The organism is Pseudoalteromonas sp. S3785, from assembly GCF_005887365.1.
GTDB lineage: Bacteria > Pseudomonadota > Gammaproteobacteria > Enterobacterales > Alteromonadaceae > Pseudoalteromonas.
In genome coordinates, this window is sequence record NZ_PNCT01000005.1 from 1 (window position 1) to 25,985 (window position 25,985).

At 41.2% G+C, this 25,985-nt stretch carries 24 protein-coding genes; 18 read left to right on the forward strand and 6 right to left on the reverse strand.

The genetic code is table 11. From position 1 onward, the window contains the following. Nucleotides 1–77 precede the first annotated feature (77 nt). The 5 genes from CWC17_RS01465 to CWC17_RS01485 all read left to right on the forward strand — a co-directional run bounded on the left by CWC17_RS01465 (nucleotide 78) and on the right by CWC17_RS01485 (nucleotide 6,166). The gene (locus tag CWC17_RS01465) at nucleotides 78–764 is read left to right on the forward strand and encodes a tRNA-uridine aminocarboxypropyltransferase (protein ID WP_138611904.1); all 687 of its coding nucleotides are present in this window, start codon (nucleotides 78–80) and stop codon (nucleotides 762–764) included. A gap of 776 nt (nucleotides 765–1,540) precedes the next feature. Beyond that, nucleotides 1,541–2,545 carry an extracellular solute-binding protein gene (locus CWC17_RS01470; protein ID WP_138611905.1) on the forward strand — a complete coding sequence of 335 codons (1,005 nt, stop codon included), beginning with the start codon at nucleotides 1,541–1,543 and terminating at the stop codon, nucleotides 2,543–2,545. After that, entirely contained in the window at nucleotides 2,545–4,176 is a 1,632-nt protein-coding gene (locus tag CWC17_RS01475) for an ABC transporter permease (RefSeq protein WP_138611906.1), read from the forward strand. The genes CWC17_RS01470 and CWC17_RS01475 overlap by 1 nt, the downstream gene beginning before the upstream one ends. Next, entirely contained in the window at nucleotides 4,177–5,223 is a 1,047-nt protein-coding gene (locus tag CWC17_RS01480; RefSeq protein WP_138611907.1) for an ABC transporter ATP-binding protein, read from the forward strand. It abuts the gene before it with no gap. 43 nt (nucleotides 5,224–5,266) lie between these two features. Next, nucleotides 5,267–6,166 (forward strand): Dyp-type peroxidase, encoded by a 900-nt coding sequence (locus CWC17_RS01485; RefSeq protein WP_055017552.1) that lies wholly within the window; start codon nucleotides 5,267–5,269, stop codon nucleotides 6,164–6,166. On the opposite strand, the gene argR is transcribed toward CWC17_RS01485, so the two are convergent. After that, complete coding sequence (argR, locus tag CWC17_RS01490; RefSeq protein WP_004587918.1) at nucleotides 6,163–6,630, reverse strand: transcriptional regulator ArgR; 468 nt, start codon at nucleotides 6,628–6,630, stop codon at nucleotides 6,163–6,165. The genes CWC17_RS01485 and argR overlap by 4 nt on opposite strands. 225 nt (nucleotides 6,631–6,855) lie before the next feature. Here argR and mdh point away from each other — a divergent pair, with 225 nt between their 5' ends. Next, on the forward strand, nucleotides 6,856–7,788 hold the full coding sequence (gene mdh / locus CWC17_RS01495) for a malate dehydrogenase (protein WP_055017551.1): 933 nt from the start codon (nucleotides 6,856–6,858) through the stop codon (nucleotides 7,786–7,788). A gap of 88 nt (nucleotides 7,789–7,876) precedes the next feature. Here the strand turns inward: mdh and ispB are convergent, their stop codons facing one another. Next, nucleotides 7,877–8,848 carry an octaprenyl diphosphate synthase gene (ispB, locus tag CWC17_RS01500; protein WP_138611908.1) on the reverse strand — a complete coding sequence of 324 codons (972 nt, stop codon included), beginning with the start codon at nucleotides 8,846–8,848 and terminating at the stop codon, nucleotides 7,877–7,879. A gap of 421 nt (nucleotides 8,849–9,269) precedes the next feature. Between ispB and rplU the strand changes: the two genes are divergently transcribed. From rplU to CWC17_RS01535, 7 genes are all read left to right on the forward strand, one after another. Continuing rightward, nucleotides 9,270–9,581, forward strand: a complete 312-nt coding sequence (gene rplU / locus CWC17_RS01505; protein WP_004587921.1) for a 50S ribosomal protein L21 — start codon at nucleotides 9,270–9,272, stop codon at nucleotides 9,579–9,581. Nucleotides 9,582–9,597: 16 nt separating this feature from the next. Then, complete coding sequence (gene rpmA / locus CWC17_RS01510) at nucleotides 9,598–9,855, forward strand: 50S ribosomal protein L27 (RefSeq protein WP_004587922.1); 258 nt, start codon at nucleotides 9,598–9,600, stop codon at nucleotides 9,853–9,855. A 136-nt stretch (nucleotides 9,856–9,991) separates the two neighbouring features. Continuing rightward, nucleotides 9,992–11,143 carry an Obg family GTPase CgtA gene (cgtA, locus tag CWC17_RS01515; RefSeq protein WP_055014271.1) on the forward strand — a complete coding sequence of 384 codons (1,152 nt, stop codon included), beginning with the start codon at nucleotides 9,992–9,994 and terminating at the stop codon, nucleotides 11,141–11,143. Between the two features lie 75 nt (nucleotides 11,144–11,218). Next, nucleotides 11,219–11,710 carry a type 3 dihydrofolate reductase gene (folA, locus tag CWC17_RS01520; protein WP_138542178.1) on the forward strand — a complete coding sequence of 164 codons (492 nt, stop codon included), beginning with the start codon at nucleotides 11,219–11,221 and terminating at the stop codon, nucleotides 11,708–11,710. A 78-nt stretch (nucleotides 11,711–11,788) separates the two neighbouring features. Next, complete coding sequence (locus tag CWC17_RS01525) at nucleotides 11,789–12,166, forward strand: DUF3718 domain-containing protein (RefSeq protein WP_138542177.1); 378 nt, start codon at nucleotides 11,789–11,791, stop codon at nucleotides 12,164–12,166. A gap of 312 nt (nucleotides 12,167–12,478) precedes the next feature. Beyond that, nucleotides 12,479–14,311 carry a methyl-accepting chemotaxis protein gene (locus CWC17_RS01530; RefSeq protein ID WP_138611909.1) on the forward strand — a complete coding sequence of 611 codons (1,833 nt, stop codon included), beginning with the start codon at nucleotides 12,479–12,481 and terminating at the stop codon, nucleotides 14,309–14,311. Between the two features lie 82 nt (nucleotides 14,312–14,393). Next, a complete protein-coding gene (locus CWC17_RS01535) occupies nucleotides 14,394–14,867 on the forward strand; it encodes a peroxiredoxin (protein ID WP_138542175.1) in 474 nt (157 codons plus the stop codon). Between the two features lie 45 nt (nucleotides 14,868–14,912). Here CWC17_RS01535 and CWC17_RS01540 read toward each other — a convergent pair whose 3' ends face one another. Beyond that, a complete protein-coding gene (locus tag CWC17_RS01540) occupies nucleotides 14,913–17,039 on the reverse strand; it encodes a S8 family peptidase (RefSeq protein WP_138611910.1) in 2,127 nt (708 codons plus the stop codon). Nucleotides 17,040–17,368: 329 nt separating this feature from the next. Between CWC17_RS01540 and CWC17_RS01545 the strand changes: the two genes are divergently transcribed. Continuing rightward, nucleotides 17,369–18,553, forward strand: a complete 1,185-nt coding sequence (locus tag CWC17_RS01545; protein ID WP_138611911.1) for a BaiN/RdsA family NAD(P)/FAD-dependent oxidoreductase — start codon at nucleotides 17,369–17,371, stop codon at nucleotides 18,551–18,553. Nucleotides 18,554–18,631: 78 nt separating this feature from the next. Further along, the gene (locus CWC17_RS01550) at nucleotides 18,632–19,543 is read left to right on the forward strand and encodes a tetratricopeptide repeat protein (protein WP_249935873.1); all 912 of its coding nucleotides are present in this window, start codon (nucleotides 18,632–18,634) and stop codon (nucleotides 19,541–19,543) included. Between the two features lie 54 nt (nucleotides 19,544–19,597). On the opposite strand, the gene CWC17_RS01555 is transcribed toward CWC17_RS01550, so the two are convergent. The 3 genes from CWC17_RS01555 to coaBC form a co-directional block, all read right to left on the reverse strand. After that, the gene (locus tag CWC17_RS01555; RefSeq protein WP_138611913.1) at nucleotides 19,598–22,357 is read right to left on the reverse strand and encodes an alpha/beta hydrolase family protein; all 2,760 of its coding nucleotides are present in this window, start codon (nucleotides 22,355–22,357) and stop codon (nucleotides 19,598–19,600) included. A 160-nt stretch (nucleotides 22,358–22,517) separates the two neighbouring features. Then, complete coding sequence (gene slmA / locus CWC17_RS01560) at nucleotides 22,518–23,105, reverse strand: nucleoid occlusion factor SlmA (RefSeq protein WP_004587943.1); 588 nt, start codon at nucleotides 23,103–23,105, stop codon at nucleotides 22,518–22,520. A 101-nt stretch (nucleotides 23,106–23,206) separates the two neighbouring features. Then, entirely contained in the window at nucleotides 23,207–24,400 is a 1,194-nt protein-coding gene (gene coaBC / locus CWC17_RS01565) for a bifunctional phosphopantothenoylcysteine decarboxylase/phosphopantothenate--cysteine ligase CoaBC (protein WP_138611914.1), read from the reverse strand. Between the two features lie 144 nt (nucleotides 24,401–24,544). Here coaBC and radC point away from each other — a divergent pair, with 144 nt between their 5' ends. The 3 genes from radC to rpmG all read left to right on the forward strand — a co-directional run bounded on the left by radC (nucleotide 24,545) and on the right by rpmG (nucleotide 25,893). After that, nucleotides 24,545–25,219 (forward strand): RadC family protein, encoded by a 675-nt coding sequence (gene radC / locus CWC17_RS01570; protein ID WP_055017537.1) that lies wholly within the window; start codon nucleotides 24,545–24,547, stop codon nucleotides 25,217–25,219. Nucleotides 25,220–25,489: 270 nt separating this feature from the next. Then, nucleotides 25,490–25,726: a 50S ribosomal protein L28 gene (gene rpmB, locus CWC17_RS01575; protein ID WP_004587946.1), complete on the forward strand. Its 237-nt coding sequence runs from the start codon at nucleotides 25,490–25,492 to the stop codon at nucleotides 25,724–25,726. A gap of 11 nt (nucleotides 25,727–25,737) precedes the next feature. Continuing rightward, on the forward strand, nucleotides 25,738–25,893 hold the full coding sequence (gene rpmG, locus CWC17_RS01580) for a 50S ribosomal protein L33 (RefSeq protein ID WP_004587947.1): 156 nt from the start codon (nucleotides 25,738–25,740) through the stop codon (nucleotides 25,891–25,893). The last annotated feature ends 92 nt before the right edge of the window (nucleotides 25,894–25,985 follow it).

A 25,985-nucleotide genomic window follows, 5' to 3' on the forward strand; every position in this document is an offset into this window, starting at 1 on the left:
GATAGCTGATAGCTGATATCTATTCCCTTTTATTTTAGCTACAATACGCGCCGAACAAATTTTAGGTAATAGCCCCCTTGAAAAATCCCCAACATAACTCAGTATTAGTTTTACGTGCTCAGCAAATTAGCGAATCGCGCCGTGAGTTTAATGCCCGCGGTGGTAAAATGGAACGTTGTGAGCAATGTTTAATAGCTAAGCATTACTGTATATGTGAGGGTGTAGAGCAAGCGCAGTGCGATGCTGGGGTGTGTTTGTTAATGTATCATAACGAAAGTTTTAAACCCTCAAACACAGGGCGTTTAATAGCTGAAATAGTCCCAGATAACTATGCATTCAGATGGGATAGAACAGCGCCAAGCGCTGAGCTATTAGCCTTATTAAACAACGCTGATTATCAACCTATGGTGATATTTCCAGCTGAAGATGTAGAGCCGGGCAGAGCAACCACCGAAGTAAATATTACGCCTGGTAAAAAGCCATTATTTATATTTTTAGATGGCACTTGGCGTGAAGCTAAAAAAATGATCCGCAAAAGTCCGTATCTTGATAATTTACCGGTGTTGTCGATCACGGCTGATAAACTATCAGATTACCGTTTACGCGTTGCACCTCACGCTTATCAGTTAGGCACTGCTGAGGTAGGCATTATGGTGTTAGCGCTCGCAGGTGAGCAAGATGCCGCCTTAAAGCTTGAACAACACTTTATAAAATTTCGTGATGCGTACTTACTTGGCAAGCGAAATAAGGGCAGGCCACAATAACTTAATTTTAGACAAAGAAAAGCGCGCTCTATCTCTAGGCGCGCTTGCGGAATCTTCTAATTTTGCATCCTGCAATTGAACTTAATCAACTCCAATTTTTACTTATCCATGTGATTACGATATTACTTTTTAGTTCTATGTAATTTAGGCTATCCGGGCCTATCTCCTTTAAATCCCTGTACATCCTGTATTGGTAAAAACTATTACCCATTCCTTTTAGCACGTCCTAGTGCAGTCCGTTAATTTACAATTCCATTGCGTTGCCTCAAGGGCCTGTCCATTTAATTCCATGTAACTTCCTGTTAAACAACTATCCGATGTTGTTATCCTTACTATATCATCCTGATACGTTCCTTTGTGCAACAATCCATTGCGATACTCATCCTGAGCCTGTCCTAATTTCCGTGTTGTCCGTAGTAACCTAATCATTGGTTGTTCGAGTAAGCAGTCCATTTCCATTTACTCGATAAGCATCACTGCTTGGTTGATGTAGTAATTGTAGCGTGTTGATGCAACTAAAATAGGTTAAAACGGTAATAGATTTACTTATAAAATATGAGAATTTTAATAATATTAATTAAAAACAATGCCTTATAGTAATTCTAACTAGTTGTTATCGCTTTTTTTACTCATTAGCTGTCACCCCTGTAAGAGATGTCTTACGCAGTATTTCTGTTTTGTACATTAATTACTTATTTACATTTATGTAAAGAGTGTATATTTTCACTTATCGCGATAAAATTCCCTGTAAATAAAGACTATTTAGGTACACTGATATGAGAACTGCATTGGCTATACTCACCTGTATTATTAGCATTTCACCTGCGTTTGCGAGTGATGTTGTTAATATTTACTCTTTTCGTCAACCGTTTCTAATTCAACCAATTTTAGACGATTTTACAAAACAAACGGGCATTAAAACGAATGTAGTTTTTGCAAAAAAAGGGTTAATAGAGCGCGTTAAGCGTGAGGGAAAACACAGTAAAGCCGATTTAGTCTTAACATCTAACTTTAGTGCACTCATTCAGCTAGAAGACCTAAATTTAACGCAAAGTATTAACAGCGATCGTATTAAAAATAATATCCCCGCATCATACAGAGATAGCGGTGGGCAGTGGGTGGCGTTAACTAAGCGAATACGTAATGTGTACTCATCAAAAGAGCGCCTAGGTGCATTACCTGAACTTACCTACGAAGATTTGGCAAACCCTCAGTATAAAGGGCAAATTTGTACCCGCTCTGGTAAGCACCCTTATAATCTTGGCTTGGTTGCTTCGATGATTGCTCACCATGGCGAGGCAAAAACTAAAACATGGCTAGAAGGTGTCAAAGCTAATTTAGCACGTAAGCCACAAGGCAATGATCGCGCGCAGGTCAAAGCGGTTAAAGAAGGTTTGTGCAACCTTGCTTTAGGAAATAGCTACTACCTTGGCAAAATGCTTCAAGACGACGAACAAAAAGCATGGGCTGAGTCTGTTTATATTAATTTCCCTAATCAGCAAAATCGCGGCTCACACATTAATGTATCGGGAGCTGTTATTACTAAGTATGCAAAAAATCCTGATAATGCCCTTAAACTTATTGAGTTTATGAGCGAAACCAAAGCACAGAACATGTATGCCTCTGTAAATATGGAGTACCCAGTTAAGCAAGGTGTTGAGCTATCAAGCTTAGTTGCATCTTGGGGGAGCTTTAAAGAAGATGGCCTAGCACTTGATGAGATCAGTAAATATCGTCCGTTAGCCCTTAAGCTAATAGATGAGGTGAAGTTCGACCTTTAATGAATTTAATATTTAAGCTGTCTAAATGGCAGCTCTTTGCTTGGTCGACAGGCCTTTTATTATCGGCCCCGCTGTTTTTTTTGATATATGAATCTTTACAAGGCGATTCAGAAGTATTTTCTCATTTGTGGGATACCGTGCTGTGGGATTATATTACCAATACTGTATTGCTTATTTTTGGCGTATGCCTGCTTAGCTGTGCAATTGCGCTACCGCTTGGTTGGCTCAGCGCGTATTGCTCCTTCCCCGGAAAAAAGCAATTTGAATGGGCGCTTATGCTGCCCCTTGCAATGCCTACCTATTTAATAGCCTATGTGTATACCGACTTGCTAGATTACGCAGGCCCGGTTCAAATTGCCCTTAGAGACTGGTTTGATTGGCACTCGCCAACGGATTATTGGTTTTTTGATATTCGCACTTTGCCAGGCGCTATCGTGATGATTGCACTTGTGCTGTATCCGTATTTATTTTTAATTTTTAAAACCGCACTGCGAGAGCAGTCATTTAAGTTAGTGCAAGCGAGCCAATTAATGGGCTTATCGCCTTGGCAAAGCTTTTTTAAGGTAAGCATAGTACTCTCTCGTGGCTCAATTGTGGCTGCCCTTGCGCTTATTAGCATGGAAACCATGGCCGACTATGCAACGGTGAGCTACTTTGCAGTGAGCACATTAACCACCGCAGTGTACGATACATGGTTTGGTTATTACTCACTCACAGCTGCAGCAAAAATATCAGGCGTTATGTTGTTACTGCTATTTTTAGCGTTAATGGCGGAGCGCTTTAGTCGGCGTAACCAGGCCGTGTTTGAGCGCCAGTCGGGCGTTAATAGCGAGTCGTTGTATAAACTTAAAGGTAAACATGCATGGTTGGCTACGTCATTTTGCAGTGTTATTTTACTCATTGCTTTTATTATACCTATGTTTGTGTTGCTAAATTATGCAATAACTTACTTTGATAAAGCGTGGAACACCGCATTTTTTAGTTACGCGTGGCAAAGTCTAAAAGTAGCTATTATTGTCAGTGTGGCCAGCATAATACTCGCTACACTAATCGTTTTTTATCAGCGCGTGGCAAAGCAAGGCTACTCTTTAATACCAGGTCGCTTAGCAAGCACCGGCTACGCACTGCCAGGTACGGTACTGGCTATTGCAGTGTTATTACCGCTTAGCGTATTAGAGAACTCAATAAACACAGCGCTTGAGAGCTACAACCTCGATATAGGTTTATTACTGACCGGTAGCATTGTCACTATTATATTGGCTTACATAGTGCGTTTTTATGCCATAGCGCATGGTGCGATAGAATCGAGTTTTGTACGTATTAGCCCATCACTAGATATGGCTAGCCAATCTATGGGTAAAAGCCAAGGGCAAACACTGCGTCTAGTTCATCTTCCTTTATTACGACGAGGGCTTTTAACGGCAGCATTACTTGTATTTATTGAGTGTATGAAAGAGCTGCCAGCCGCTTTACTATTAAGGCCTTTTGATTTTGAAAGCTTAGCTACACACGTATTTCAATATGTGAGCGATGAACAGCTTGAGCTTGCTTCTATTTCCGCTTTATTTATTGTTTTGGTTGGGTTGATCCCTTTGTATTTTATTAACCGTTCTATGGAGCAACACAGTTAAATGAGCCGTTTAAATTTACAAGGTGTAGGTTATCACTACAATGGCACACCGGTGTTAAACAATTTGGATTTAACGGTGGGTCAAGATGAAATAGTGTGTTTACTTGGTGCCAGTGGCTGCGGTAAAACAACCACCTTAAAAGCCATTGCTGGCCTTATTGAAGTAAAGCAGGGGAGTGTATCTATAGAGGGCAAATGCGTAAGCGATAAGGATACATTTGTCTCTCCAGAGCATCGTAATATTGGGATGATGTTTCAAGATTATGCTCTGTTTCCGCACCTCAGTGTGGCCGATAATATCGCATTTGGACTAAGTAAAATAAGTAAAGCTCAAAAACAGCACCGGGTAGAGGAAATGCTGGAGCTGGTGCATTTAACTGGCTGTGCAAAACGCTACCCTCATCAACTCTCAGGTGGCCAGCAGCAACGTGTCGCTATTGCGCGAGCGCTGGCTTATAAACCTAGCTTATTGCTCCTTGATGAGCCTTTTTCGAACATAGATACACAAGTGCGTTTTGAGTTAATTGCTGATATTCGGCGCATTATTAAAGCGCAGCAGGTTTCTGCGGTGTTTGTTAGCCACTCAAAAGAAGAGGCCTTTGCGTTTTCGGACACGTTGGCCATAATGCATCAAGGAAAAATAGCCCAACAAGGTACGCCGGAGCAGCTTTTTGCCAAGCCAGCGACAAAGGAGGTTGCAGAGTTTCTGGGTCAGGGCATATACTTAGGCGCAGAAGTGTTAACGGCAACTGAATACGAAACCGCTTATGGTGTTGTTCAATCGCAGCAAGAACATAAGCACAGTGCAATAAAAGGGCTGGTGTATATACGTCCGCACCATATTGAGCTTGCGCAAAATACGCAGGCTGATAATCCTCAAAGTGTGAGCATTTTAAGCCGTCGGTTTATAGGTTCTGCTTATGTTTACACTGTTTTAATTGCAGATCAAGAGATTGAAGTTGCCGCACAATATGGCCAGTCATTTGAAATAAATGAGCAGGTTATAATAAAAATAAAACCTCACACGGTGAATTTTTTCGAATCATAACAAACGTGTTATTCGCTGTGTTTTATAAAGCTAAGGAATAACAATGGCGCAAGCGCAATCTGGGATTTGTGCTGAAGCAAACTTACACGGTTTGCATTTATTTTTTAATGTATTTGATGGTCAAGACGAGTCATTGCGCGCAAAGCTTAAGCGCGTAAGCGCAATTGAAGAAGAGTTTAGTGATCAGTTCTCGGAGGCCATGCTCTCTTGCATGGTGGCCATAGGCGCGCAATATTGGCCGCATATACTACCTGAATATATCCCAAGCGAGCTGCAAAGCTTTCCTAATATAAATCACAGCGATTTTGTTATGCGCGTACAGCCCTGTGATTTATTTATCCAAATTCGCTCAGACCGAGAAGATGTTAATCACCTTTTTGCATTGCAAATATTAAAGTTGTTTTCGCCCGATGTAGAGCTGGTTGAACAAATTCGCAACTTTAGGTTTTTAGATGGGCGAGACTTTAACGGCTTTATTTACGCAGGCGACACCCCGCATGGGCGGCAAAAACGAATCACGGCACTGGTTAATAAGCCCGACAGCTTTGAGCACCAAGGTAGTTATATTCATGTCCAGCGTTATAAGCATGACTTGAGTGTATGGCAGCATTTATCACTCAGCGAGCAAGAGCATATTATGGGGCGCACGCGTTTAGATAACACTTTAATTGAGCCTAAGGTAGATACTAGCCACGCCACTAGAAGTGAGCTAAAAAATGAGAGCGGCCAAGCAATATTGCTTAACCAAAGCATGCCGTATGGCGATGTTTATGAGCAAGGTATGCTAAGTATTACATGCTCTGCATCGGGAAGTGCGTTTGAAAAGGTACTCAACAGCCGCATAGGAAAAGGAGAGTGTTACGACCATTGGCTTGATTTTACTCAAGCCGATATGGGCTCAGCGTTTTTTGCACCGTCAGTTAGTTTTTTAAAACAGCTTTAAACCGTATCAAATAAAATGCGTACGCGCTCAAGCGTAATGTCAATTTCAGAAATTTTTGCAGGCGCAATAAAAATAGTGTCATCCCCAGCAATTGTGCCTAAAACACCATCAGCTTTACCTAAAGAATCTAACAAACGAGCAATTAACTGCGCTGCGCCTGGGCTGGTGGTAATAATAATCATCATCTCGTTATGCATAATATCAATAACAAGCTGGCGCAGTGGGCTTTTAGCTGTTGGTACGCCCATTTCTGCGGGAAGGCAATACACCATTTCTTGTTTAGCATTACGGGTTCGCACAGCGCCAAACTTGCTAAGCATACGCGACACTTTACTCTGGCTTATATTGTCAAAGCCTTGCTCTTTTAATGCTTCGACTATTTCGCCTTGCGAGCCAAAATTCTCTTCTTTTAAAAGTGCTTTAAACGCTTTTACCAGTGCTTCTTGTTTGTCTTGAGGTTGCATAGTCTTTATTCATTTTTGTTATTTATAATGCAAATTCTACACAAAAATGAATAATTATGCAGCAGTTGTTTAGTTAACTTGCCAGTTTACTGCGATAAACCAACAAAGTTTACAACTATGGTCGAAAATATACCTGAAATAAGCAGGATAAATTTGTTTTTAGTCGCTAATTTCATTATCTTAAGAGCCACAAATATTTCCTACCTCAAATTACGGAGAATTCCAATGAAAGTTGCTGTATTAGGTGCTGCAGGCGGTATCGGTCAAGCGTTGTCTTTATTATTAAAAACAGGTTTACCAGCTGGTTCTGAATTATCACTTTACGATGTTGCACCAGTTGTACCAGGTGTTGCGGTTGACCTATCACACATCCCTACAGATGTTAAAGTAGCAGGTTTTGGCGCAGACGATTTAAATAAAGCGCTTGAAGGGTGTGATATCGTACTTATCCCAGCGGGTATGCCACGTAAACCAGGTATGGATCGTGCGGATTTATTTAACGTAAACGCAGGTATCATCAAAACATTAGCAGAAGGCATTGTTGCTAGCTGCCCTAAAGCATTAGTGGGTGTTATCACTAACCCAGTAAATGGCACTGTGCCAATCGTTGCTGAAGTATTCAAAAAAGCAGGTACTTACGATGCAAGCCGCGTATTTGGTATTACTACGCTTGACGTAATTCGTTCAGAAGCATTTGTTGCTGAGCTTAAAGGCGTAGACGTAGCATCAGTAAAAGTACCCGTAATTGGTGGCCACTCTGGCACAACTATTCTTCCTCTACTTTCTCAAGTTGAAGGCGTAAGCTTTACCGAAGAAGAAGTTGCTACACTAACTCCACGTATCCAAAATGCTGGTACTGAAGTAGTAAATGCTAAAGCGGGCGGTGGTTCAGCTACACTTTCTATGGGTGCTGCTGCAGCACGTTTTTGTATGTCTTTAGTTAAAGGCCTACAAGGTGAAGACGTAGTAGATTACGCATACGTTGCTGTTGAAAATGGTGATGCAGAGTACTTTGCTCATCCAGTACGTTTAGGTAAAAACGGCGTAGAAGAAATTCTTTCTTACGGCGAGCTAAGCGCATTTGAAGAAAAAGCTAAAAACGATATGCTTGAAACGCTGAAAAAAGACATCAAAGAAGGTGTCGATTTCATGGCGTAATAGCCAAATTTCATACAAAAAAGCCTGCATATGCAGGCTTTTTTATTGCTCGAAAATTATTACCCTTTACTAATTAAGGGCTATGGCCTTAGTGATCTCGCTCTACAGCAATACGCGCTAGGCTTATTAATGCTTGCTTATACTGTGATTCAGCTAAAAAGTCTAAACAGGCTATCGCTTTATCTGCTTCTTGCTGCGCCTTTTGCATTGTAAATTCAAGCGCCTTGGTTTCTTTTAAAGCCGTTAAAATAGCCTCAAGGTTATCCATACCATTGCAATGTTCAATAGCATCTCGAATAAGGGCTCTTTGCTCATCACTACCATGCTGCATAGCATAGATTAATGGTAAGGTAGGTTTGCCTTCTGCTAAATCATCACCAATATTTTTACCTAACTGGTTAGCGTCTGCGTTGTAATCAAGCACATCATCAACTAATTGAAAAGCAGTACCTAAGTGCATACCGTATAAGTTAAGCGCATCTAGCACACTATTATCTTGCTCGGTAATAATAGCCGCAAGCCCTGTAGCGGCCTCAAACAATTTAGCCGTTTTAGAATAAATAACCTGCATGTAACTTGCTTCGGTAGTGTTAGGGTCGTTGCAATTCATAAGCTGCAATACTTCGCCCTCGGCAATAACATTGGTTGCATCAGCAAGTACTTGCATAATCTGCATTTTACCAAGTCCCACCATCAGCTGAAACGAGCGGGTGTAAATAAAATCCCCAACTAACACGCTGGCAGCGTTACCAAATTCGGCATTGGCAGTAGGTGTACCACGGCGTAGGTTAGATTCATCAACAACATCATCGTGTAATAGCGTTGCAGTATGAATAAATTCAACAATTGTTGCTAAGGTAATGTGATCTTTACCTTGGTAGCCCAAAGCTCTTGCAGCCAATAGAGCAAGCATAGGGCGTACGCGTTTGCCACCGCTGTTAACGATGTACAGCCCAAGTTGATTGACTAACGCCACATCTGAGCGCATTTGCGCGTGTATAAGTTGATTGACGTCATTCATATCGCTTTCGATTAACGCCTGGATAGCTTTTATATCCATTGATCTCCGAGCCAATTTTTATGTGTGAACGGCGCCGATTGTACAACAAAAAATGCACTAGCTCGATATTTTGTGACGATTCATTAAAAAAACCGAGTTAAAAACCTGAATTAGTGCTTAATTAGCGTATTTAACTGTGTATTTAATAGACTTTTTGTGGGTGTTTATTATTCAGTTGGTAGGTTCTAGAGCAGGCATCGCTGCACGGAAATTTATTTTATTTTTACGCTAAAAAGCGCTTGGCAACAGGGCAATTTAATATAAAATGGGGGAAATATTGAATTGCTCTCAATGCAGCTACTTTTTATTCATTTTAATTACAAAATAGGCTTGCTAGTTTTTATGCATTAGCGTAAACTTCGCGCCCTATCGAAGAATATTTTAGTTGCGTCGATTTGAGGGCGCACAGACGGAGTTAATTATGTACGCGGTTTTCCAAAGTGGTGGTAAACAGCATCGTGTGACTGAAGGTCAAACGATTCGTCTTGAAAAATTAGACGTTGAAACTGGTGCAGCAGTTGAATTTGATTCAGTACTTTTAGTTGCTGATGGTGAGAAAATCGAGATCGGTGTACCGTTCGTAAACGGTGGTAAAGTAACAGCTGAGGTTGTTTCACATGGTCGCGGTGAGAAGATTAAGGTTGTTAAATTTAGACGCCGTAAGCATTCTCGTAAGCAAATGGGCCATCGTCAATGGTTCACTGAAGTTAAAATCACTGGCATTAGCGCTTAATTAGAGGTACTTAGAAATGGCACATAAAAAAGCAGCTGGTAGTACTCGTAACGGTCGCGATTCAGAAAGCAAACGCCTAGGTGTTAAGCGTTTTGGTGGCGAATCAGTTCTAGCGGGTAGCATCATTGTTCGTCAACGTGGTACTCGTTTCCACGCTGGCGCAAACGTAGGTATCGGTAAAGACCACACTATCTTCGCAAAAGCAGATGGTAAAGTTCAATTTGAACAAAAAGGTCCTTTAAACCGTAAATACGTAACTATCGTAGCTGAGTAATCAGTAAGGTAGTAAAAAACCCCGCCTTTGCGGGGTTTTTTGTTTTCAGATGTATCAAATATATACCCAAGCCTGCATTTGTGTTGGCTTGGGTATATAATAGTTAAATTAAAGCCAATCCCTAAAGTGAGTAATCATGAAGTTTGTAGATGAAGTAGAAATTCGCGCAGAAGCTGGTGACGGCGGCAGCGGTGTCGTGTCTTTCCGTCGAGAAAAATATGTACCCGACGGTGGCCCGGACGGCGGTGACGGTGGAGACGGTGGTAGTGTTTATCTACAAGCTGATGAAAACTTAAATACCCTAATTGACTACCAGTTTGAGCGTTTTCACCGTGCAGAGCGTGGTACTAATGGTCAAAGCCGTAACTGTACAGGTAAGAAGGGCGAAGACTTAGTAGTGAAAGTACCTGTTGGTACACGTATTACCGATGTAGATACCCAAGAGGCGTTAGGCGATTTAACGCAGCATGGTCAAAAAATTGTGGTTGCAAAAGGTGGTTTCCATGGCTTGGGGAATGCACGTTTTAAATCAAGTACCAACCGTGCTCCGCGTCAAAAAACGTTGGGAACACCAGGCGAGGTTCGTAATCTTAAGTTAGAGCTTATGCTCCTTGCTGATGTAGGCCTTTTAGGGTTACCAAATGCAGGTAAATCAACGTTTATTCGTAGTGTATCGGCAGCAAAGCCAAAAGTAGCTGATTACCCGTTTACCACGCTGATTCCTAATTTAGGGGTTGTGCGTCCAGAGGCTAACAAATCGTTTGTAATAGCTGATATTCCGGGCTTAATTGAAGGTGCCTCAGATGGTGCAGGCCTTGGTATTCGCTTTTTGAAGCATTTAGAGCGTTGTCGTGTTTTGTTACACGTGATTGACGTTATGCCTGTTGATGGTTCAAACCCTGTTGATAATGCATTTGCCATTATTAACGAGCTACACCAATACAGCCCTAAGCTCGCAGAAAAGCCACGCTGGTTAGTGTTTAATAAAATAGACTTGTTACCAGAAGATGAAGCGCAAGCCTTGTGTGAGCAAATTGCGCAAGAGCTAGGTGAGGAAGAAAACGTTTACCGTATTTCTGCAGTTAATAAGCTTAATACTCAGCCGTTAATTCACGATATTATGGCGTTACTTGATAGTATGCCTAAAGAGAAATTCGAAGAAATCGAAGACGAGGAAGTTGAGTTTAAGTGGGATACTTACCATCAAAAAGCGACTAAGAATGACGACGATGATTGGGACGACTGGGACGAAGACGACTACGATGTAGAAGTGGTCTACGAGCGTTAATAAAAACATATTTTTAAAAAAGGAGCTCAAGCTCCTTTTTTTATATTTTTAAGAATAAAGTACTAGGTATTTAATGTGATAATTTCAATGATTGCCGCTATGGCAAATAACCGTGTAATTGGTCTTGATAATAAAATGCCGTGGCATTTACCCGCCGATCTACAGCATTTTAAAAAGGTAACAACAGGCAAGCCCGTCGTTATGGGGCGTAAAACGTTCGAATCAATTGGGCGCCCTTTACCAGGGCGTCGTAACATAATTATTACCCGTAATAGCCAGTATAGCGCTCAAGGTATTGAGACGGTTACTACCCCAGAGGCAGCGCTGGAGCTGGTTAAAGCCGAAGAGGAGGTAATGATTATTGGCGGTGGTAATATTTATCAGCAGTTTTTATCAAGTGCTGAACGTTTATATTTAACCTTTATAGATTTGGAGGTTGAAGGGGATACGCAGTTTCCAGATTACCAAGCGGTAGCAACGTGGGAAAGCGTCGACGAACAGTCAAATAAACCCGATGAAAAGAATCAATATAGTTATAAATTCGTAACTTTATATAAAAAAGATTAACATTATTGCGAAACTTACAGTAGGTTGGTACAATATTAGACAATCAACATAGGTAAAAAGTACCATAAAGGGTGTTTCATGTTTAAATTGTCAAAGCTAATTGTTATTACAGCCGTTGCTGCTGGTTCGTTAATGTATACCGTGCCTGCTAAAGCCAATGACCAATTAGCAGTATCTATTTGTGAATATATCGCAGCTGATGATAAAAACCGTTTACGTAGTAAACTAAAAAGCTCACGTGTAAAAATTCGCAATATTTACGATGCTATTCAATGTAACGGTAATAACTTACTTCGCCATGCTGTAGCTAGTAACGCTGTCGATTCTGGCGAGTATATAGTTAAAAACTTATCAAAAAGCGCACTGTCTGATGGCGCTGATATAGCGTGGGCTGAAGGCAATGGCCACGGTGGTTCACCGTTAATTGCTGTAATTAAAGACCGTGCTGGCCTTTAATTAACACAATAAAATAAAAACCGCGCTGGTCGCGGTTTTTTTGTGCCTGGCGTTAGCTAATACACAGCGCTTTAATAAATAGCTGTATTAAGGCTATTTAATTTACTCACCCAAGTGATAAAATTCTCACCTTGTAATTAATCCGCATCTATTATCTTTAAGAGCATATAAATTAAGTCGATTTGTTTGATAATGTGATCGCTAAGCCTTTACTCGTATATTTGCCGCAAAAATACGTGTTTTCTCTGAGTTACATAAAATTGTCATAAATAGTTAATAGTCTACGCGCTTAAACAATAGGGGGTGTTATTTATGCGCGTTTCTTCTTTTACTCGGTTATTAGCTATTTTGCTAACGCTTGCTAGTATTTTATTGGCCATCACACTATTTTGGGCAAGCCAAACTTTACTTAAGCTTGAGCAACAAGACAGCGCATACAGTAAATTAAAAAACACGATTTTAGTGGATTTAGCCGGTGACCTAGGCAGTTATCTAGAACAAGGTGATAGCCAGTACTTAAATCAATCATCAGCCCTAATTGAACAAGTAAAAACACAGCAACTCGCAGTGCTCCCCTCGGTACTTGCTGAGCAGTTAAACGAGCAGCTAAGTACGTTAGATACCGATATTAAAGGTAAGTACAGAGCGCTGGGTAAATTATCGGGCAACGAAACGGCGTTACTTGATAATGCAATTCGCCAAATGGCCGGCTCAGGGTCGTCACTGATTGGTTATGCAAATAAGTCCCCTAATCAAAATAGCGATCCGCAAGCTTATTACACACTTGGCGCTGATTATTATAATGAGGTGACCAACCTTGCCTTATTTACTTACCAACTAGTCGTAAGCTACGACAGCAATACTGAACAAAGTTTGCAGCAAAGTATTGCTAATTTAAATGCGTTGGCAGCTAAAATAGAGCAACTCCCTAATTTGGGTGTTATGAGCGAAGTTGACGAGGATGCTTTATTTTTTGACGAAGAAGCTGAAGATTTGGCCGATGAAATAAAATCTGAAATTATAAGCTGGCCTAACCGTTACCCCCGCGATTTAGCTAATACAATAGCGCAAGCACAACAGCGTGAAGCGGGCACTGATGAATTACGTGAGCAAATTAGCTTGCTCTCTAAAACCGTTATTAATGCAGAGCAGCAACTAAAACACGCACAAGGGGTGCTAAAAGAAAACGTATTTTGGGTATTTTGTTTTGCTATTGGCGCTTTGGTAATGCTAGCCGCGGGTGTTTATATTGTACAGCGTAACCAAGTGCTGAACCCATTAAGGCAACTAAGAGACGGGTTTGCCTTTTTAATTGAAAGTAACGAGCTTAAAAATATTAAAAGTAATAACCCAAAAACAGAGGTTGGCGAAATAGCCAGTTACTTTAATTTATTAATTGAGCGACAGCGCAAAGAGGCACAAGCGCGTGCCCAAATGCTAAAAGTGGTAAATGATTTTATGCAGCAAATCGGCGAGCAGGTAAATAATATTAATGCCCAAGTGGCAGATAACGCCCAACACACGTTTAGTGCTATGGAGCAAAGTTTAGGCTTTGCACAAAGCATGCTAAGTGCCAGTTCAGATACGCAAACACGGGTTGAGCAAAGTATGCAAAACCTACAAGAGCTGCTTGCGGGGGTTGAAGGCGTTGGGCAAATTATTGAAGTGATCCGTAATATTGCCGAACAAACAAATTTACTCGCGTTAAATGCAGCAATCGAATCAGCACGCGCTGGCGAGCATGGCCGAGGCTTTGCTGTTGTAGCTGATGAAGTACGCCAGCTTGCCCGTCAAACTCAAGGCTCATTGAGCGATATTAATGAGCAACTCACACTACTGAGCGAAAATTCGGGCACAGTATCTACACAAATTGCGGCCTTGGCAGATGGCGCACAATCGCAAACACAAAATGCACAAGAGCTAAAAGTAAATTCAGAAGGCGTGGCCGACAACGCTCAGCAAGCCAACAAGGTGGCCTTTGAAGCCATGGAGTTGGCTAAACAACAAAGTACTTTACTGGATAACTTTAGTCAGTCAATGCAAAGCATGAAAGGCCAAGTAAGTGAATCAAGCCTACTGGTTGACGATATTCGCGCTCAGCTTCAGCAACAAATGCAGACGATAAAAGCGAATCTCGGTTTGTAAATTCAGCATTAAAACTTTGCTTTTAAGCGTGCTTTATAACGTTATACTGTGAGTACATTAATCAAATGCTTAAGGATTTATCATGATTGAACAAGGCCAAACGTTACCTGCAGTGACATTAACGCAGCTAACAGACGAAGGCATGCAAACTCACACTAACGCTGAGCTTTTTAACGGTAAAAAGGTTGTGCTTTTTGCTGTACCCGGTGCATTTACGCCTACCTGTTCAAATGCGCATTTACCTGAATTTATAACCCTTAGTGATAAAATTAAAGCGAAAGGTATTGCGGCAATTTACTGTGTATCAGTAAACGATGCGTTTGTAATGAAAGCATGGGGAGAGTCTCAAAATGCGCAAGAAATTGATATGCTTGCAGATGGCGATGCCAGTTTTACTAAAGCATTAGGCCTTGATAAAGACACCGGCGGTTTTGGTGGTACACGTTCTACGCGCTATGCAATGATTGTTGATGACAACGTAGTAAGCGGTTTATTTGTTGAAAAAGACAAAGAGTTTTTAGTGAGCCGTGCTGAGTCTGTGTTAGAAGCATTATAATCGATTTATGACGGCCCTAAGTGCATGCACTTAGGGCCATTTTAATTATGGCTGGTATTGGCCACTTAAAGTTAAACCTGAAAAGGTTCTGTAAGCGTTAACGCTTAAATGCCATGTACCCGCTTGCGGATTACTAAATGTACATGTTTCTGCGTTGCCGTTTTTATAAGGGCGACAATCGTAGCTAGATGCGGTAGGTTGGCTGCCATATTTAACAAATAAGTCAGCATCACCTGTACCACCTGAGGTGGTGACTGTAAATGTACTCATTCCTGCTGGCACATCTAAAGTGTAGTGCTTCCAATTACCTGTTGTAGCCGTTACATCGCTTACCGTGCCGCCACCGGCTTCTGGTGTAGTTGAACCGCCACCTGTTGAGCCTCCTGTAATATTACCCACTAAACTAACGCCAGAGTATGCAGAATAGCCACGCAGCATTACATGGTATGTACCAGCTGTTGGGTTATCAATAGAGCATTCTTCGCTATTACCGCCTTTATACGGACGACAATCGTAGCTTGATGTCGTTGGTTGGCTGCCAGCGCGCACGTATAAATCTGCATCGCCGCTACCGCCACTCATAGTAAATGTCACATTCGTTGCGCCACTTGGTACTGTCATTGTGTAATACGCTTGTGAACTTGCAGCACCGCTTAAGCCTGTTTTAGCTTCGCCATCTGTCAGTTCGTTATCGCCACCTGTAGGCGGTGTTGTACCGCCACTTGCTGCAGCTACTGCGGCTGCTGCATCAACAATACCCGTACCACAACTTGTACACGTTGCAGGGAAAGAGCGGGTGGTTGATTTTAAAATGCTTTCTATTTCATCTGGGGTCGCATTTGGTTTAGTTTGTTTTATCAGGGCAGCAACGCCGGCAACATGAGGCGCCGCCATTGATGTACCTTGAGAGAACGCATAGCTATCGTTTGATGGTGTAGATGAGCCAGAGTTATAGGTTGATAAAACCCCTTCAGAATCGTTTGCAAAGCTTTGTGCGCCGCCCGGAGCTGCAACATCAATATTGCTGCCGTAGTTTGAATAATATGCTCGCCCGCCGTTACGTCCTACAGAGGCAACATTGACAACGCCGCTACAGTTACCTGGGTTATAGTTTGCTGAGTTATCGTTATCATTACCGGCAGCAATAACCACAACAGCACCATTACTGCGTGCCGTGTTAATGGCATTTTGTGTGGTAGAGCTACACGAGCCGCTGCCACCTAAGCTCATGTTAATTACATCAGCAGGATTTGGGTTAGCAGGAATGCCTGATACACTTCCGCCAGATGCCCAAATAATGCCATCTGCGATGTCGGATGTTAAACCACCACATTTACCAAGTACACGTACAGGCACCACTTTAGCGCCATAGGCCACACCGGCAACACCTTCACCGTTATTAGTAACAGCCGCAACCGTACCTGCTACATGCGTACCGTGCCAGCTTGAGCCTTGTGCACCGTTATTTCCACATTCGCCAGCAACTACAGCATCACCCGGATCACGTGCGTCACTGTCGCGACCGCCGCCATCGTTTGCTACCGATAGGTTAGAGATCATGTCGTAACCCGGTAAAATGTTAGCATTTAAATCAGCATGTGGGCGGTAGCCAGTATCAAGTACCGCAACCACTACGCCACTGCCCGTTGCTGTATCCCAAGCAGTAGGTAAGTTAAGCCCGCCAGCTTGCTCGTAGTAGTGCCATTGATCGCCGTAACGAGGGTCGTTAGGCGTTGCAAATGGTTTTAACATTTGATCCACTTCAATGTATTCAACATTGCCAGAATCAACCATTTCTTGCATAAATTCTTGTGCTTCTGCAGCGCTCAGTTTTTTATCTGCGCGCATAACGTGGTGGTTATTAAGGGCCATTGCACGAATATATTTCGCTTTCACTTTGCCTTTTTTAGAAGCGAAATTTTTTACAAAGCGCTGAGCACGCTTTTTCATATTTGCGGGGCTAGCGTCAGCTGACGAGATGCTTAACATATCGCTCGCGCTATCTTTATATTTAATAATAAACTGTGTTTCAAAGCCCGCTTGGGTTTGTAGCTTGGCTGAGGTTTCTGCCATTGAGGTTGAAACATCTTGAGCAACACTTGCAGATGCTGCAAATACCGTACTAATAGTGAGCGCGATAGCGCACCGCTTAAATGATTTACTTGTTGTCATAATTATCCCTAGTTGTTATTAGTCAATTCGTAATGCTTGATTACGAAACAGAAACAAAGGTAAATGATCTGTTAACTTCTTTAAAATACCAATTACTTATGTACCTATTTCTTTTGGTTATAACTTAGGCAGTTAGCGGTTTTGCAGCATTTTAGTATTTGTTATTAAATAACAAAATAAGGTTTAAGTATTAGTGATTTTAACTGCTTTAATATGGAGGGTAATTAAGCGTAATTACATTTGTTGCTATAAAATTAACAATAAATTCTGTTCAGGGTGTTTAGCTAAACTTTGCTATAATCGAGCAAATTTTTTAGTAAGGTAAAGTAATGAATCAAGTAGATGTAATTGTGATTGGCGCTGGTGCAGCCGGATTAATGAGTGCAGCACAGGCCGGTTATCGCGGGCGCAGCGTTACAGTGCTTGATATGGGGAAAAAACCAGGCCGAAAAATTTTAATCAGTGGCGGTGGGCGTTGCAACTTTACCAATGAAAATGCCAGTCCAGAGAACTACTTATGCAGTAACCCTCACTTTGTTAAATCGTGCTTAAGCCGTTACACGCAACACGATTTTATTGAGCTGGTAGACCGTCATGGCTTGGCTTATCACCATAAAACTTTAGGCCAGCTTTTTTGCGATAACAGCGCGCAAGATATAGTCGATATACTAATTACTGAATGCGAGTGGGCAGGTGTTACTATTAAATTGCGCAGCGAAGTGTTAAGCGTTTCTAAAACTGAGTCTGGCTACAGCGTTACTACAGAGCAAGAAATCTTAACATGCGAGTCGTTAGTTATCGCATCGGGCGGTTTAACAATGCCCAAACTAGGCGCCACTCCTATAGGTTATAAAATTGCAGAGCAGTTTGGCTTAAACGTACTACCTACCATGGCGGCGCTAGTGCCATTTACTTTGCATCAACACGATAAAGAGCGCTTTGAAGGGCTTTCGGGTATTAGCATACCGTGCGAAGTGTCAAGCGAAGACGGCACAGTATTTAAAGAGAATATTTTGTTTACCCACCGTGGTCTTTCGGGCCCTGCTATATTGCAAATAAGCTCATTTTGGCGAGCAGGGCAGGCAGTTACTATAAACCTACTCCCTGAGCTCGATTTAAAACAGCAACTGGCCGATTGGCGAGAGACACAATCTCAAAAGTCATTAAAAAATAGTCTGGCAACTATTTTACCCAAACGCTTTATAGACATACTGCACGACAGCAAAGCCATTCCAGATTGTAATGTTAATCAACTTACCCATGCCCAAATAGATGAGCTGGTAAATTATATTCACGCGTGGCAAATAAAACCTAATGGTACAGAAGGCTATCGTACCGCTGAGGTAACGTTAGGCGGCGTTGATACAGGCGAGCTTAGTTCTAAAACCTTTGAAGCTAAAAAAGCCAAAGGCTTATATTTTATAGGCGAAGTAACCGATGTAACAGGCTGGCTTGGCGGCTATAACTTCCAATATGCGTGGAGTTGTGGGTTTGCATGTGGGCAATACGCATAAGTATTTTTGCGTATTGTGATAGGCGAGATAAAAATATTACACTCTTAATTAAAGGTAACTTTGAAGAGTGTAATATCAGTGCGTATATTTTTGCTGTTAAGTATTGCCGCTACCAGTTTTAATGCATTAGCATCTGAAAACTACAGCGATCATGAAGTGTTTTGCTTGCAACAGCCCCAAACACACTGCTTAACTTATATTGAAACGCGCCTTAATAAAGCCCAAGGTAATCCTGCACAATGGTTTAAACTAAAAACCTACCAATTTGATTACTACTACGACTACCAACAGTTCGAAAACTTACTTAACGCAATTACTCCGTTTTTAGAGCAAGATAAGCTGCCCGATGTATTTAAGCTACAAATGTATTTTTATTACGCTAAAGCACTTAATTATATTGACAAAAAAGCAGAGGCTAAAGCGTATGCAGCAAAAGCATTTACCCAGTTAGACGGTATTTATAATGCGTTTGGCGATCCGCTAAGGCTGGTGGAGTTGGCTAACTTGCACTATGTGTTTGGAAGTAAAAAAGCCGCCATGCGTTTGCTAATAGATGCCGAGCAGCGCTTTGCAAAAAACAATGATCCTATTTTTCATTTAGAGCTGCATATTAACAAAGCGCATATTTACTTAAATTGGCAGCAATACAAGCAAGCTATACGTAGTAATTTAATGGCCTATAACGCCATAAAAAGCACAAATCATGTCGCTAAAATAGTGCTTACGAGTGGTAATTTAGCTTACAGTTATCATCAAAATAAAAATTATAAAGAGGCTATTAGCTATTATAAAAAAGCGTTTGATTACACAGAGCCGCAAAGTATTTACCACGCTATTTATAGCTTGCGCTTAGCGCAGGTATATTTACAAATAGGTAAAAAGGCACAAGCGAAAGAATGGCTTAGTAAAATTGATAGAAACGCCACTATGCTTGGTAAAGGGCATGCTGCATTGTATAGCAAGCTGCAACAAGCCCTAACAGAGTCGTAAGACTAACTAATAAACTAACTCTAGAACTTTATAAAAGATCTTATTGAGTATTACTTACTCTTCAACGAACGGTTCACCTTCTGTCATCCACTTAGCGGCTGGCTTGCCTTTTAAGTAATGATCAAAGTACTGCATCATACGTACTGAAAAATCGACCTGATTAGGAAACTTTTTCAAATGATGTGGTTCGCCTTCATATTGTAAAAAGGTCGCGTCTTTACCCGCTCTGCGCAGTGCTAAGTAGTATTGCACGCCTTCGTGCCAAGGCACTGCATCGTCTTTATCGCCAAACATAATTAAAATAGGGGTATTTACTTTATCTGCAAAAAACACTGGTGAGTTTTCTATATACAGCTCGGGTGCTTCAAATAAGTTTTTACCTATACGGCTTTGTCCTGTTTCGTATTGGAATTGACGTGCAAGGCCCGACTTTAAACGTATGCCACTATACGCACTGGTCATGTTTGATACCGGTGCGCCGGATACAACCGCTTTAAACATATCTGTTTGAGTGATCATAAATGCACTTTGATAACCCGCCCATGAGTGCCCTTGTAGGCCTATTTTATCTGGGGCGGCTATGCCTAAATCTATAAGCTTTTGTGTGGCGTTTATCATGGTTTGCGTTGACGATTTACCTGGGTGGCCTATTTCAAAGCGAATATCAGGCAAAAATACAGCGTAACCATTTGAGGTGAACATAGGGAAGTTAGGACGATGATTTAGCTCCATTTTAGGAAAATCATACATGCGCTGGCTCATATAGCGGTAAAAGTATACAACAACCGGTACTTTATCGCCTTTTTTGTAGCCTGCAGGTTTAATTAATACCCCTTGTAGGTCTTCGCCGTCAAAGCCTTTATAACTAATTAGCTCTGGCTTTTCGCCCCAGGCAAAATCAGCAATTTGTGGGTTTAAATGAGTCACCTTTTTAGGCGCTGAAAAGCTAAAATCAGTTTGGTAGTAATCAGGGAATTGTTGGTAAGTTTGCTCGGTAAATAGGTATTTATCGGCATTTTTTGCTTTTTTAACTACATCAAAGCGTTTATTACCGTTAAGTACTTTAGTGACTGTGTTTGAGCCTAAGTCGAGCTTAGCAACTTCACGCTGTTTTGATTGTAAGTTCACAGCTGATAGTAGCAACGTGTCGTCTTTATTATAGCCAACTAGGTTTTTATCTAGCTGAATTACGCGGTATTGGGTGTTTGTATCTTTACCGTTTGTAAGTTGGGTTGCTTGCTGCGTATTTACATCAAACGCCCAAATATCGTATTTGCTATACACTAATACTTGGCTGCTGTTATTTAACCAACCGGCAAACCCATAACCAGGCTGCGCTGACGGGTAGTCGTGCTTGTCATCTGCAAAGGTGGCATTAATGGCTTTGCTAAGCGCGGTTACTTTATTATTTTTTAAATTTTTAAGCTGAGCTTGGCTATTAGCAAAATAAGCAGCGTACTGACCATTTGGCGCAAGGCTTGGTGTAAACGGTGAGTTTTTAACAATGACTGTTTGCTCACCAGTATTTACATTGATGCTGTAGTAGTCGGCAAAAAAGCCGCCGTACATTATTTTTTCAAGATGTGCTTGGTTTGAATAGCCTAATACACTTTGACTACGGTTAGTGTTAAGCGCTAAATCGCTCACTTTTTCATTACTAAGCTGTACTGTTTTTTGACTATCTAAATGTAAAACTGCGCTGTAATGGCGGTTTTTATTTACCTTGTTCCACTGTTGTTCTTCGCGTGGTTTTATTTGAGCGTCGTTATTGTGCCAAACTTTCAGCCCTTTATGCTCACGAATTGTGTCAAAGTCATACAATGACGCTTGGTCGGTGTACTCTTTTGCTTTTACTTTTGCAGCAAGTTTTGGGTGGTTTTCAAAGTATAAACGCTCGCCATCTTCGGAGAATGTAATTTTTGCTGTTTTACCTATTACCCAGTCTTTATTAGGGGAGTCGATAGTGCTAAGGGTATTATTTTGCCAAAGTTTTAGTTCATATTGCCTACGGCGTGTATCGTCATTTACATAATTACCTAAGCTAAATGCTGCAATATCTTTACTTGGGTGCCACACAATTGTTTGCGCAACAACACCAGGCTCATCGATTAGTACACTTTGTGCAAAGTTGTTGTTTAGTTCAAGTAGTACAATTTGATTATTATTGCCATCGCTGTAACTTTGGCTTGCGAGTAACTGGCTGGCTTTAGGGTTTAGGGCGTAACTAAATACATTATTTATGCTATGTGTTGTATTGTTTTTTAAATCGACAATAACCAGCTCAAAGCTTTTATCTTTTTTATCTGGCGTGATCTCGCTTTTTTCTTCTGTTTTATTGTCGGTGGTTTCGTCTTTTTCAGCTTTTTGATCAACTCTGTAAGCAAGCCACCGGCCATTATCAGCTAATACATAATCTTTAACGTCGGCAAATTGTTGTTTTTCGCCTGTTTGAGTGTTGATGAGTATAAGGTTGTTTTTTAGCTCAGACTTCTTTTTAGCGGTCTCTTGCTCTAGAAGTGTTGGCACTTGTGTAAAGGCCACCCAGTTAGCTGATTTATTAATAACAGGCTTAGTGCCACGCTCTACAGTACTTAATAGGGTGTTTGTAGCTAAATTATAAACTTGGCCACTGGCGTTTCCGCGATATGGTTTGGCGCTAAAGCTAAGAATGTTTCCGTTTTCAGAAAGTTGCGTTTGCTTAGCGTATTTAAAATCAAATACATCTTTAAATGCTAACGCCTGCTGAGCAAAAGCAGAGGAACTCGCTAAGCTTGCTATAAGTGCAGAGCTTAAAAAGGTGAGCGTTGTTTTCATTATTGATTCTCGTTTTTACGGTGCTTTTAGGGTAACAACCATTGTAACGAGTTTGGCTTATATTTCGAGCGGATCAGATAAGCGGTATAAGAAAAGGGATGAAAGGGGGTAAGCTAAGCGCGATTAAGTACCGCGCTTAAACGAAGTGAGTAAATTTGTGTTATAGCCAAATTTTTTGTAGTTCAGGCCATTGTTTTTCAAATTGAGAGCTTGGCTTTACTTTAAAGTCGCTGCGTACAAACTGGTTCATTTTACCTTCAACATAGGCTAGTAAAAAGTTAGCCAGGGTAAGTTCGTCACTTTGGAAGGTTTTTCCTTCACGAAGCTTTCGCTCGCGCAGTACTTGTTTAAATTGCGTTTCTAGTTTTTCAAATAAACCTTGTACACGTTCGCGTAAACGCTCTTGCTCGCCTTGTAGGGCGTCGCCGGTAAGTATACGTGTAATTCCTGGGTTTTTTTCTGCAAAGGTGAGTAGTAATAATAAAATATTATAAACGCGTGTTTGGCTTTCTTTTTCGTTTTCTAAAATAAGGTTGATGCGCGATAAAAGTGTGTCTTCGATAAATTCTATTAGGCCTTCAAACATACGTGCTTTGCTTGGAAAGTGACGGTAAAGCGCCGCTTCAGACACGCCCACTTCAGCAGCAAGCTTTGCAGTTGTAATCCGTTGTCCTGGGCTGGTTTCTAACATTTGCGCGAGGGCTTGCAGTATCTGCTCTTTGCGATTACTTCTTTTTGTCGCAGGCATGAACCTTCCTTTTTTATTTGTTATTTTTAGCTGGGGCTAGTCATTTTCTGTTCAAATGAGTGGCTTATGTTAATGTTTTATTCAGTTTGTTTCCAGCATTTTTATAGATGTTTAGCGAGCTGTTCGATCACTTGATGCGCAATTTCTGTTTTACTTGTTGCTGGTAATTCTACGCTTTGATTATGCCAATAAAGTGTTAAAGCATTATGATCGGAGTTAAAGCCTAAGCCACTTTTTGATACATCATTTGCACAAATCATATCTAAGTTTTTATTTTTAAGTTTACCCTTTGCGTAGCTCTCTACATTTTGTGTTTCTGCTGCAAAACCTACTGTATAAGGGCGGCCTTGCTCTAAGCTTGCAACGGCGGCAATAACATCGGGGTTTTTAACAAGGGTAAGGGTGAGCTCATCGCCTTGTTTTTTCATTTTTTGAGTAGCTACATTCGCTGCTCTGTAGTCGGCAACTGCTGCACAGCCAATAAAAGCGTCAGAATGTACGGCATAGGCTAATGACTCGTTTAAAAGTTGTTCAGCACTTTCTATGTTTATTAAATTAGCACCAGCAGGGGCTTTAATAGTCACTGGGCCTGAAATTAAATTAACCTTAGCACCAAGCTCTAACGCAGCTTGTGCAAGGGCATAGCCCATTTTTCCTGAGCTGTGATTAGAGATAAAGCGTACAGGGTCAAGTGGCTCACGTGTTGGCCCAGCGGTAATGGTAATTGTTTTACCCGCTAATAATTGCAGCTGCTCTGTGGCCGTGCACAAAGCTACAAGCTCATGCGGCTCTAGCATGCGCCCAGCACCTACATCGCCACAGGCTTGCTCGCCTTTGCCAGGGCCCCAAATTAATACATTGCGAGATTTAAGCGTTGCCAAATTAGCTTGTGTAGCAGGGTGAGCATACATTTGCTGGTTCATTGCAGGCGCTATTGCTACTTTTGCGGGGGTTGCCAGTAATAACGTGGTTAGTAAGTCATCGGCAATGCCTGCAGCCATTTTGGCAATAGTATTACTCGTTGCAGGTGCGACTAAAATTAAGTCAGCCCACTTTGCAAATTCTATATGGCCCATTGCAGCTTCAGCTGAGGGGTCAAGTAATGAGTCAGACACTATCTCGCCGCTCACTGCTTGCATGGTTAATGGAGTTATAAAGTGTTTAGCTGATTCGTTCATAACGACTTTTACTTCGCAACCTGCGTCTTTTAAACGCCTAACGAGCTCTGCGCACTTATAGGCTGCAATACCGCCGGTGATGCCAAGTACAATTTTTTTGTTTGATAAGTTAGTCATGAGTGTTTTCAGCTTGAGTATATATGTAGGCTAAAATAACAAATCTTTGTGCTTTGAGCTAAGTTTTTAAGATTAAATAATCAGGCTAATTTTGAAATTTGCATTACAGTTATATGACTGTTTTTTAATCATCAAGGATGAATAATGCAATTAACTTCGTTACCTAATTCACTTCGCCCCCGTGAAAAACTCATTGCTAAAGGACCTAAAGCCTTGAGCGATGCGGAGTTATTAGCAATTTTTTTGCGTACGGGTTTACCTGGCATGAATGTTATTGAGCTTGCGCAGCACCTGCTTAACGAAAATAAAACATTGCATAATTTATTTAACGCCAGCCAAGATGAGTTTTGTGCGCAAAAAGGCTTAGGGATGGCAAAATATGTGCAATTGCAAGCTGTGCTTGAGCTAAGTCAGCGTTACATGCAGGAGCGCTGCCAGCGCGATGCGGTGTTTAATTCGCCAAATGCGGTATATGAATATTTAACACTGCAAATGCGTGGGTTACAGCAAGAAGTGTTCATGGTGCTCTACCTTGATAGTCAAAACCGTTTGGTAAAAGACGAAATATTGTTTTATGGCACGATAAACTCAGCCAGCGTTTACCCAAGAGAGGTGCTAAAAGCGGCCTTAAAAAACAATGCTGCGGCTATTATTTTGGCGCACAACCATCCTAGTGGTATTGCCGAGCCAAGCCAAGCAGATAAACTTATCACTCAAAAATTACAGCAAGCGTTGCAATTGGTAGACATAAATGTGCTTGATCATATTATTGTGGGAGGAGAAACGTGTGTTTCATTTGCACAGCGAGGCTTGATTTAACTTTGCTTGGTGAATAAGTGTGTTAAAAATGAGCTGTTTGAGGTGTTTTGGCAAATTAGTTTAATTTAAATGCAGTTTTTACTTTCCCTAAGGGCATTCGATCTTTATAATTAGCCGCTATCAAATTTACATATGAGCTGGTTGGATAGATCAGTATTTGATCTTTGCCTGTAAAAGCTGTATAAAGAGCGCCCTTCGATTTATCTAGGGCACAAATACATGGCCTTAGGTTAAATTAAGCTCGAGCGAAGTTATTGGAGATATATAGACATGTCTAAAGTATGTCAAGTTACAGGTAAGCGTCCAACGGTTGGTAACCACCGTTCACACGCGAGAAACGCGACTAGACGTCGTTTCCTACCTAACCTACAAACACACCGTTTTTGGGTTGAAAGTGAAAAACGTTTTGTAACACTACGCACTACTACTAAAGGTATGCGTATTATCGATAAAAAAGGCATCGACGCGGTACTTACAGATATCCGTGCTCGCGGCGAAAAAGTTTAAGGAACTGAATCATGCGCGATAAAATCCGTTTAGTTTCAACTGCTGGTACTGGTTTTTTCTACACTACCGACAAAAACAAGCGTAACATGCCTGAAAAGATGGAAATCAAAAAGTTCGATCCTAAGGCTCGTAAACACGTGATTTTCAAAGAAGCTAAAATCAAGTAATTTAGTTTTCTTTCAGAATTGTAAAAACCCAGCTTATGCTGGGTTTTTTGTTTTTTAAAATCACATACTCGTAATGTATACGCTAACTTACG

Bases quoted from the DNA above. Each gene is read 5' to 3' on its own strand.
- CWC17_RS01540 (WP_138611910.1), bottom strand. From the start codon at position 17,039: ATGACAACAAGTAAATCATTTAAGCGGTGCGCTATCGCGCTCACTATT.
- rpmG (WP_004587947.1), top strand. From the start codon at position 25,738: ATGCGCGATAAAATCCGTTTAGTTTCAACTGCTGGTACTGGTTTTTTC.
- CWC17_RS01485 (WP_055017552.1), top strand. From the start codon at position 5,267: ATGGCGCAAGCGCAATCTGGGATTTGTGCTGAAGCAAACTTACACGGT.
- radC (WP_055017537.1), top strand. From the start codon at position 24,545: ATGCAATTAACTTCGTTACCTAATTCACTTCGCCCCCGTGAAAAACTC.
- cgtA (WP_055014271.1), top strand. From the start codon at position 9,992: ATGAAGTTTGTAGATGAAGTAGAAATTCGCGCAGAAGCTGGTGACGGC.
- ispB (WP_138611908.1), bottom strand. From the start codon at position 8,848: ATGGATATAAAAGCTATCCAGGCGTTAATCGAAAGCGATATGAATGAC.
- rplU (WP_004587921.1), top strand. From the start codon at position 9,270: ATGTACGCGGTTTTCCAAAGTGGTGGTAAACAGCATCGTGTGACTGAA.
- argR (WP_004587918.1), bottom strand. From the start codon at position 6,630: ATGCAACCTCAAGACAAACAAGAAGCACTGGTAAAAGCGTTTAAAGCA.
- CWC17_RS01530 (WP_138611909.1), top strand. From the start codon at position 12,479: ATGCGCGTTTCTTCTTTTACTCGGTTATTAGCTATTTTGCTAACGCTT.
- CWC17_RS01470 (WP_138611905.1), top strand. From the start codon at position 1,541: ATGAGAACTGCATTGGCTATACTCACCTGTATTATTAGCATTTCACCT.
- rpmA (WP_004587922.1), top strand. From the start codon at position 9,598: ATGGCACATAAAAAAGCAGCTGGTAGTACTCGTAACGGTCGCGATTCA.
- coaBC (WP_138611914.1), bottom strand. From the start codon at position 24,400: ATGACTAACTTATCAAACAAAAAAATTGTACTTGGCATCACCGGCGGT.
- CWC17_RS01525 (WP_138542177.1), top strand. From the start codon at position 11,789: ATGTTTAAATTGTCAAAGCTAATTGTTATTACAGCCGTTGCTGCTGGT.
- CWC17_RS01545 (WP_138611911.1), top strand. From the start codon at position 17,369: ATGAATCAAGTAGATGTAATTGTGATTGGCGCTGGTGCAGCCGGATTA.
- slmA (WP_004587943.1), bottom strand. From the start codon at position 23,105: ATGCCTGCGACAAAAAGAAGTAATCGCAAAGAGCAGATACTGCAAGCC.
- mdh (WP_055017551.1), top strand. From the start codon at position 6,856: ATGAAAGTTGCTGTATTAGGTGCTGCAGGCGGTATCGGTCAAGCGTTG.
- CWC17_RS01475 (WP_138611906.1), top strand. From the start codon at position 2,545: ATGAATTTAATATTTAAGCTGTCTAAATGGCAGCTCTTTGCTTGGTCG.
- CWC17_RS01555 (WP_138611913.1), bottom strand. From the start codon at position 22,357: ATGAAAACAACGCTCACCTTTTTAAGCTCTGCACTTATAGCAAGCTTA.
- CWC17_RS01535 (WP_138542175.1), top strand. From the start codon at position 14,394: ATGATTGAACAAGGCCAAACGTTACCTGCAGTGACATTAACGCAGCTA.
- CWC17_RS01480 (WP_138611907.1), top strand. From the start codon at position 4,177: ATGAGCCGTTTAAATTTACAAGGTGTAGGTTATCACTACAATGGCACA.
- rpmB (WP_004587946.1), top strand. From the start codon at position 25,490: ATGTCTAAAGTATGTCAAGTTACAGGTAAGCGTCCAACGGTTGGTAAC.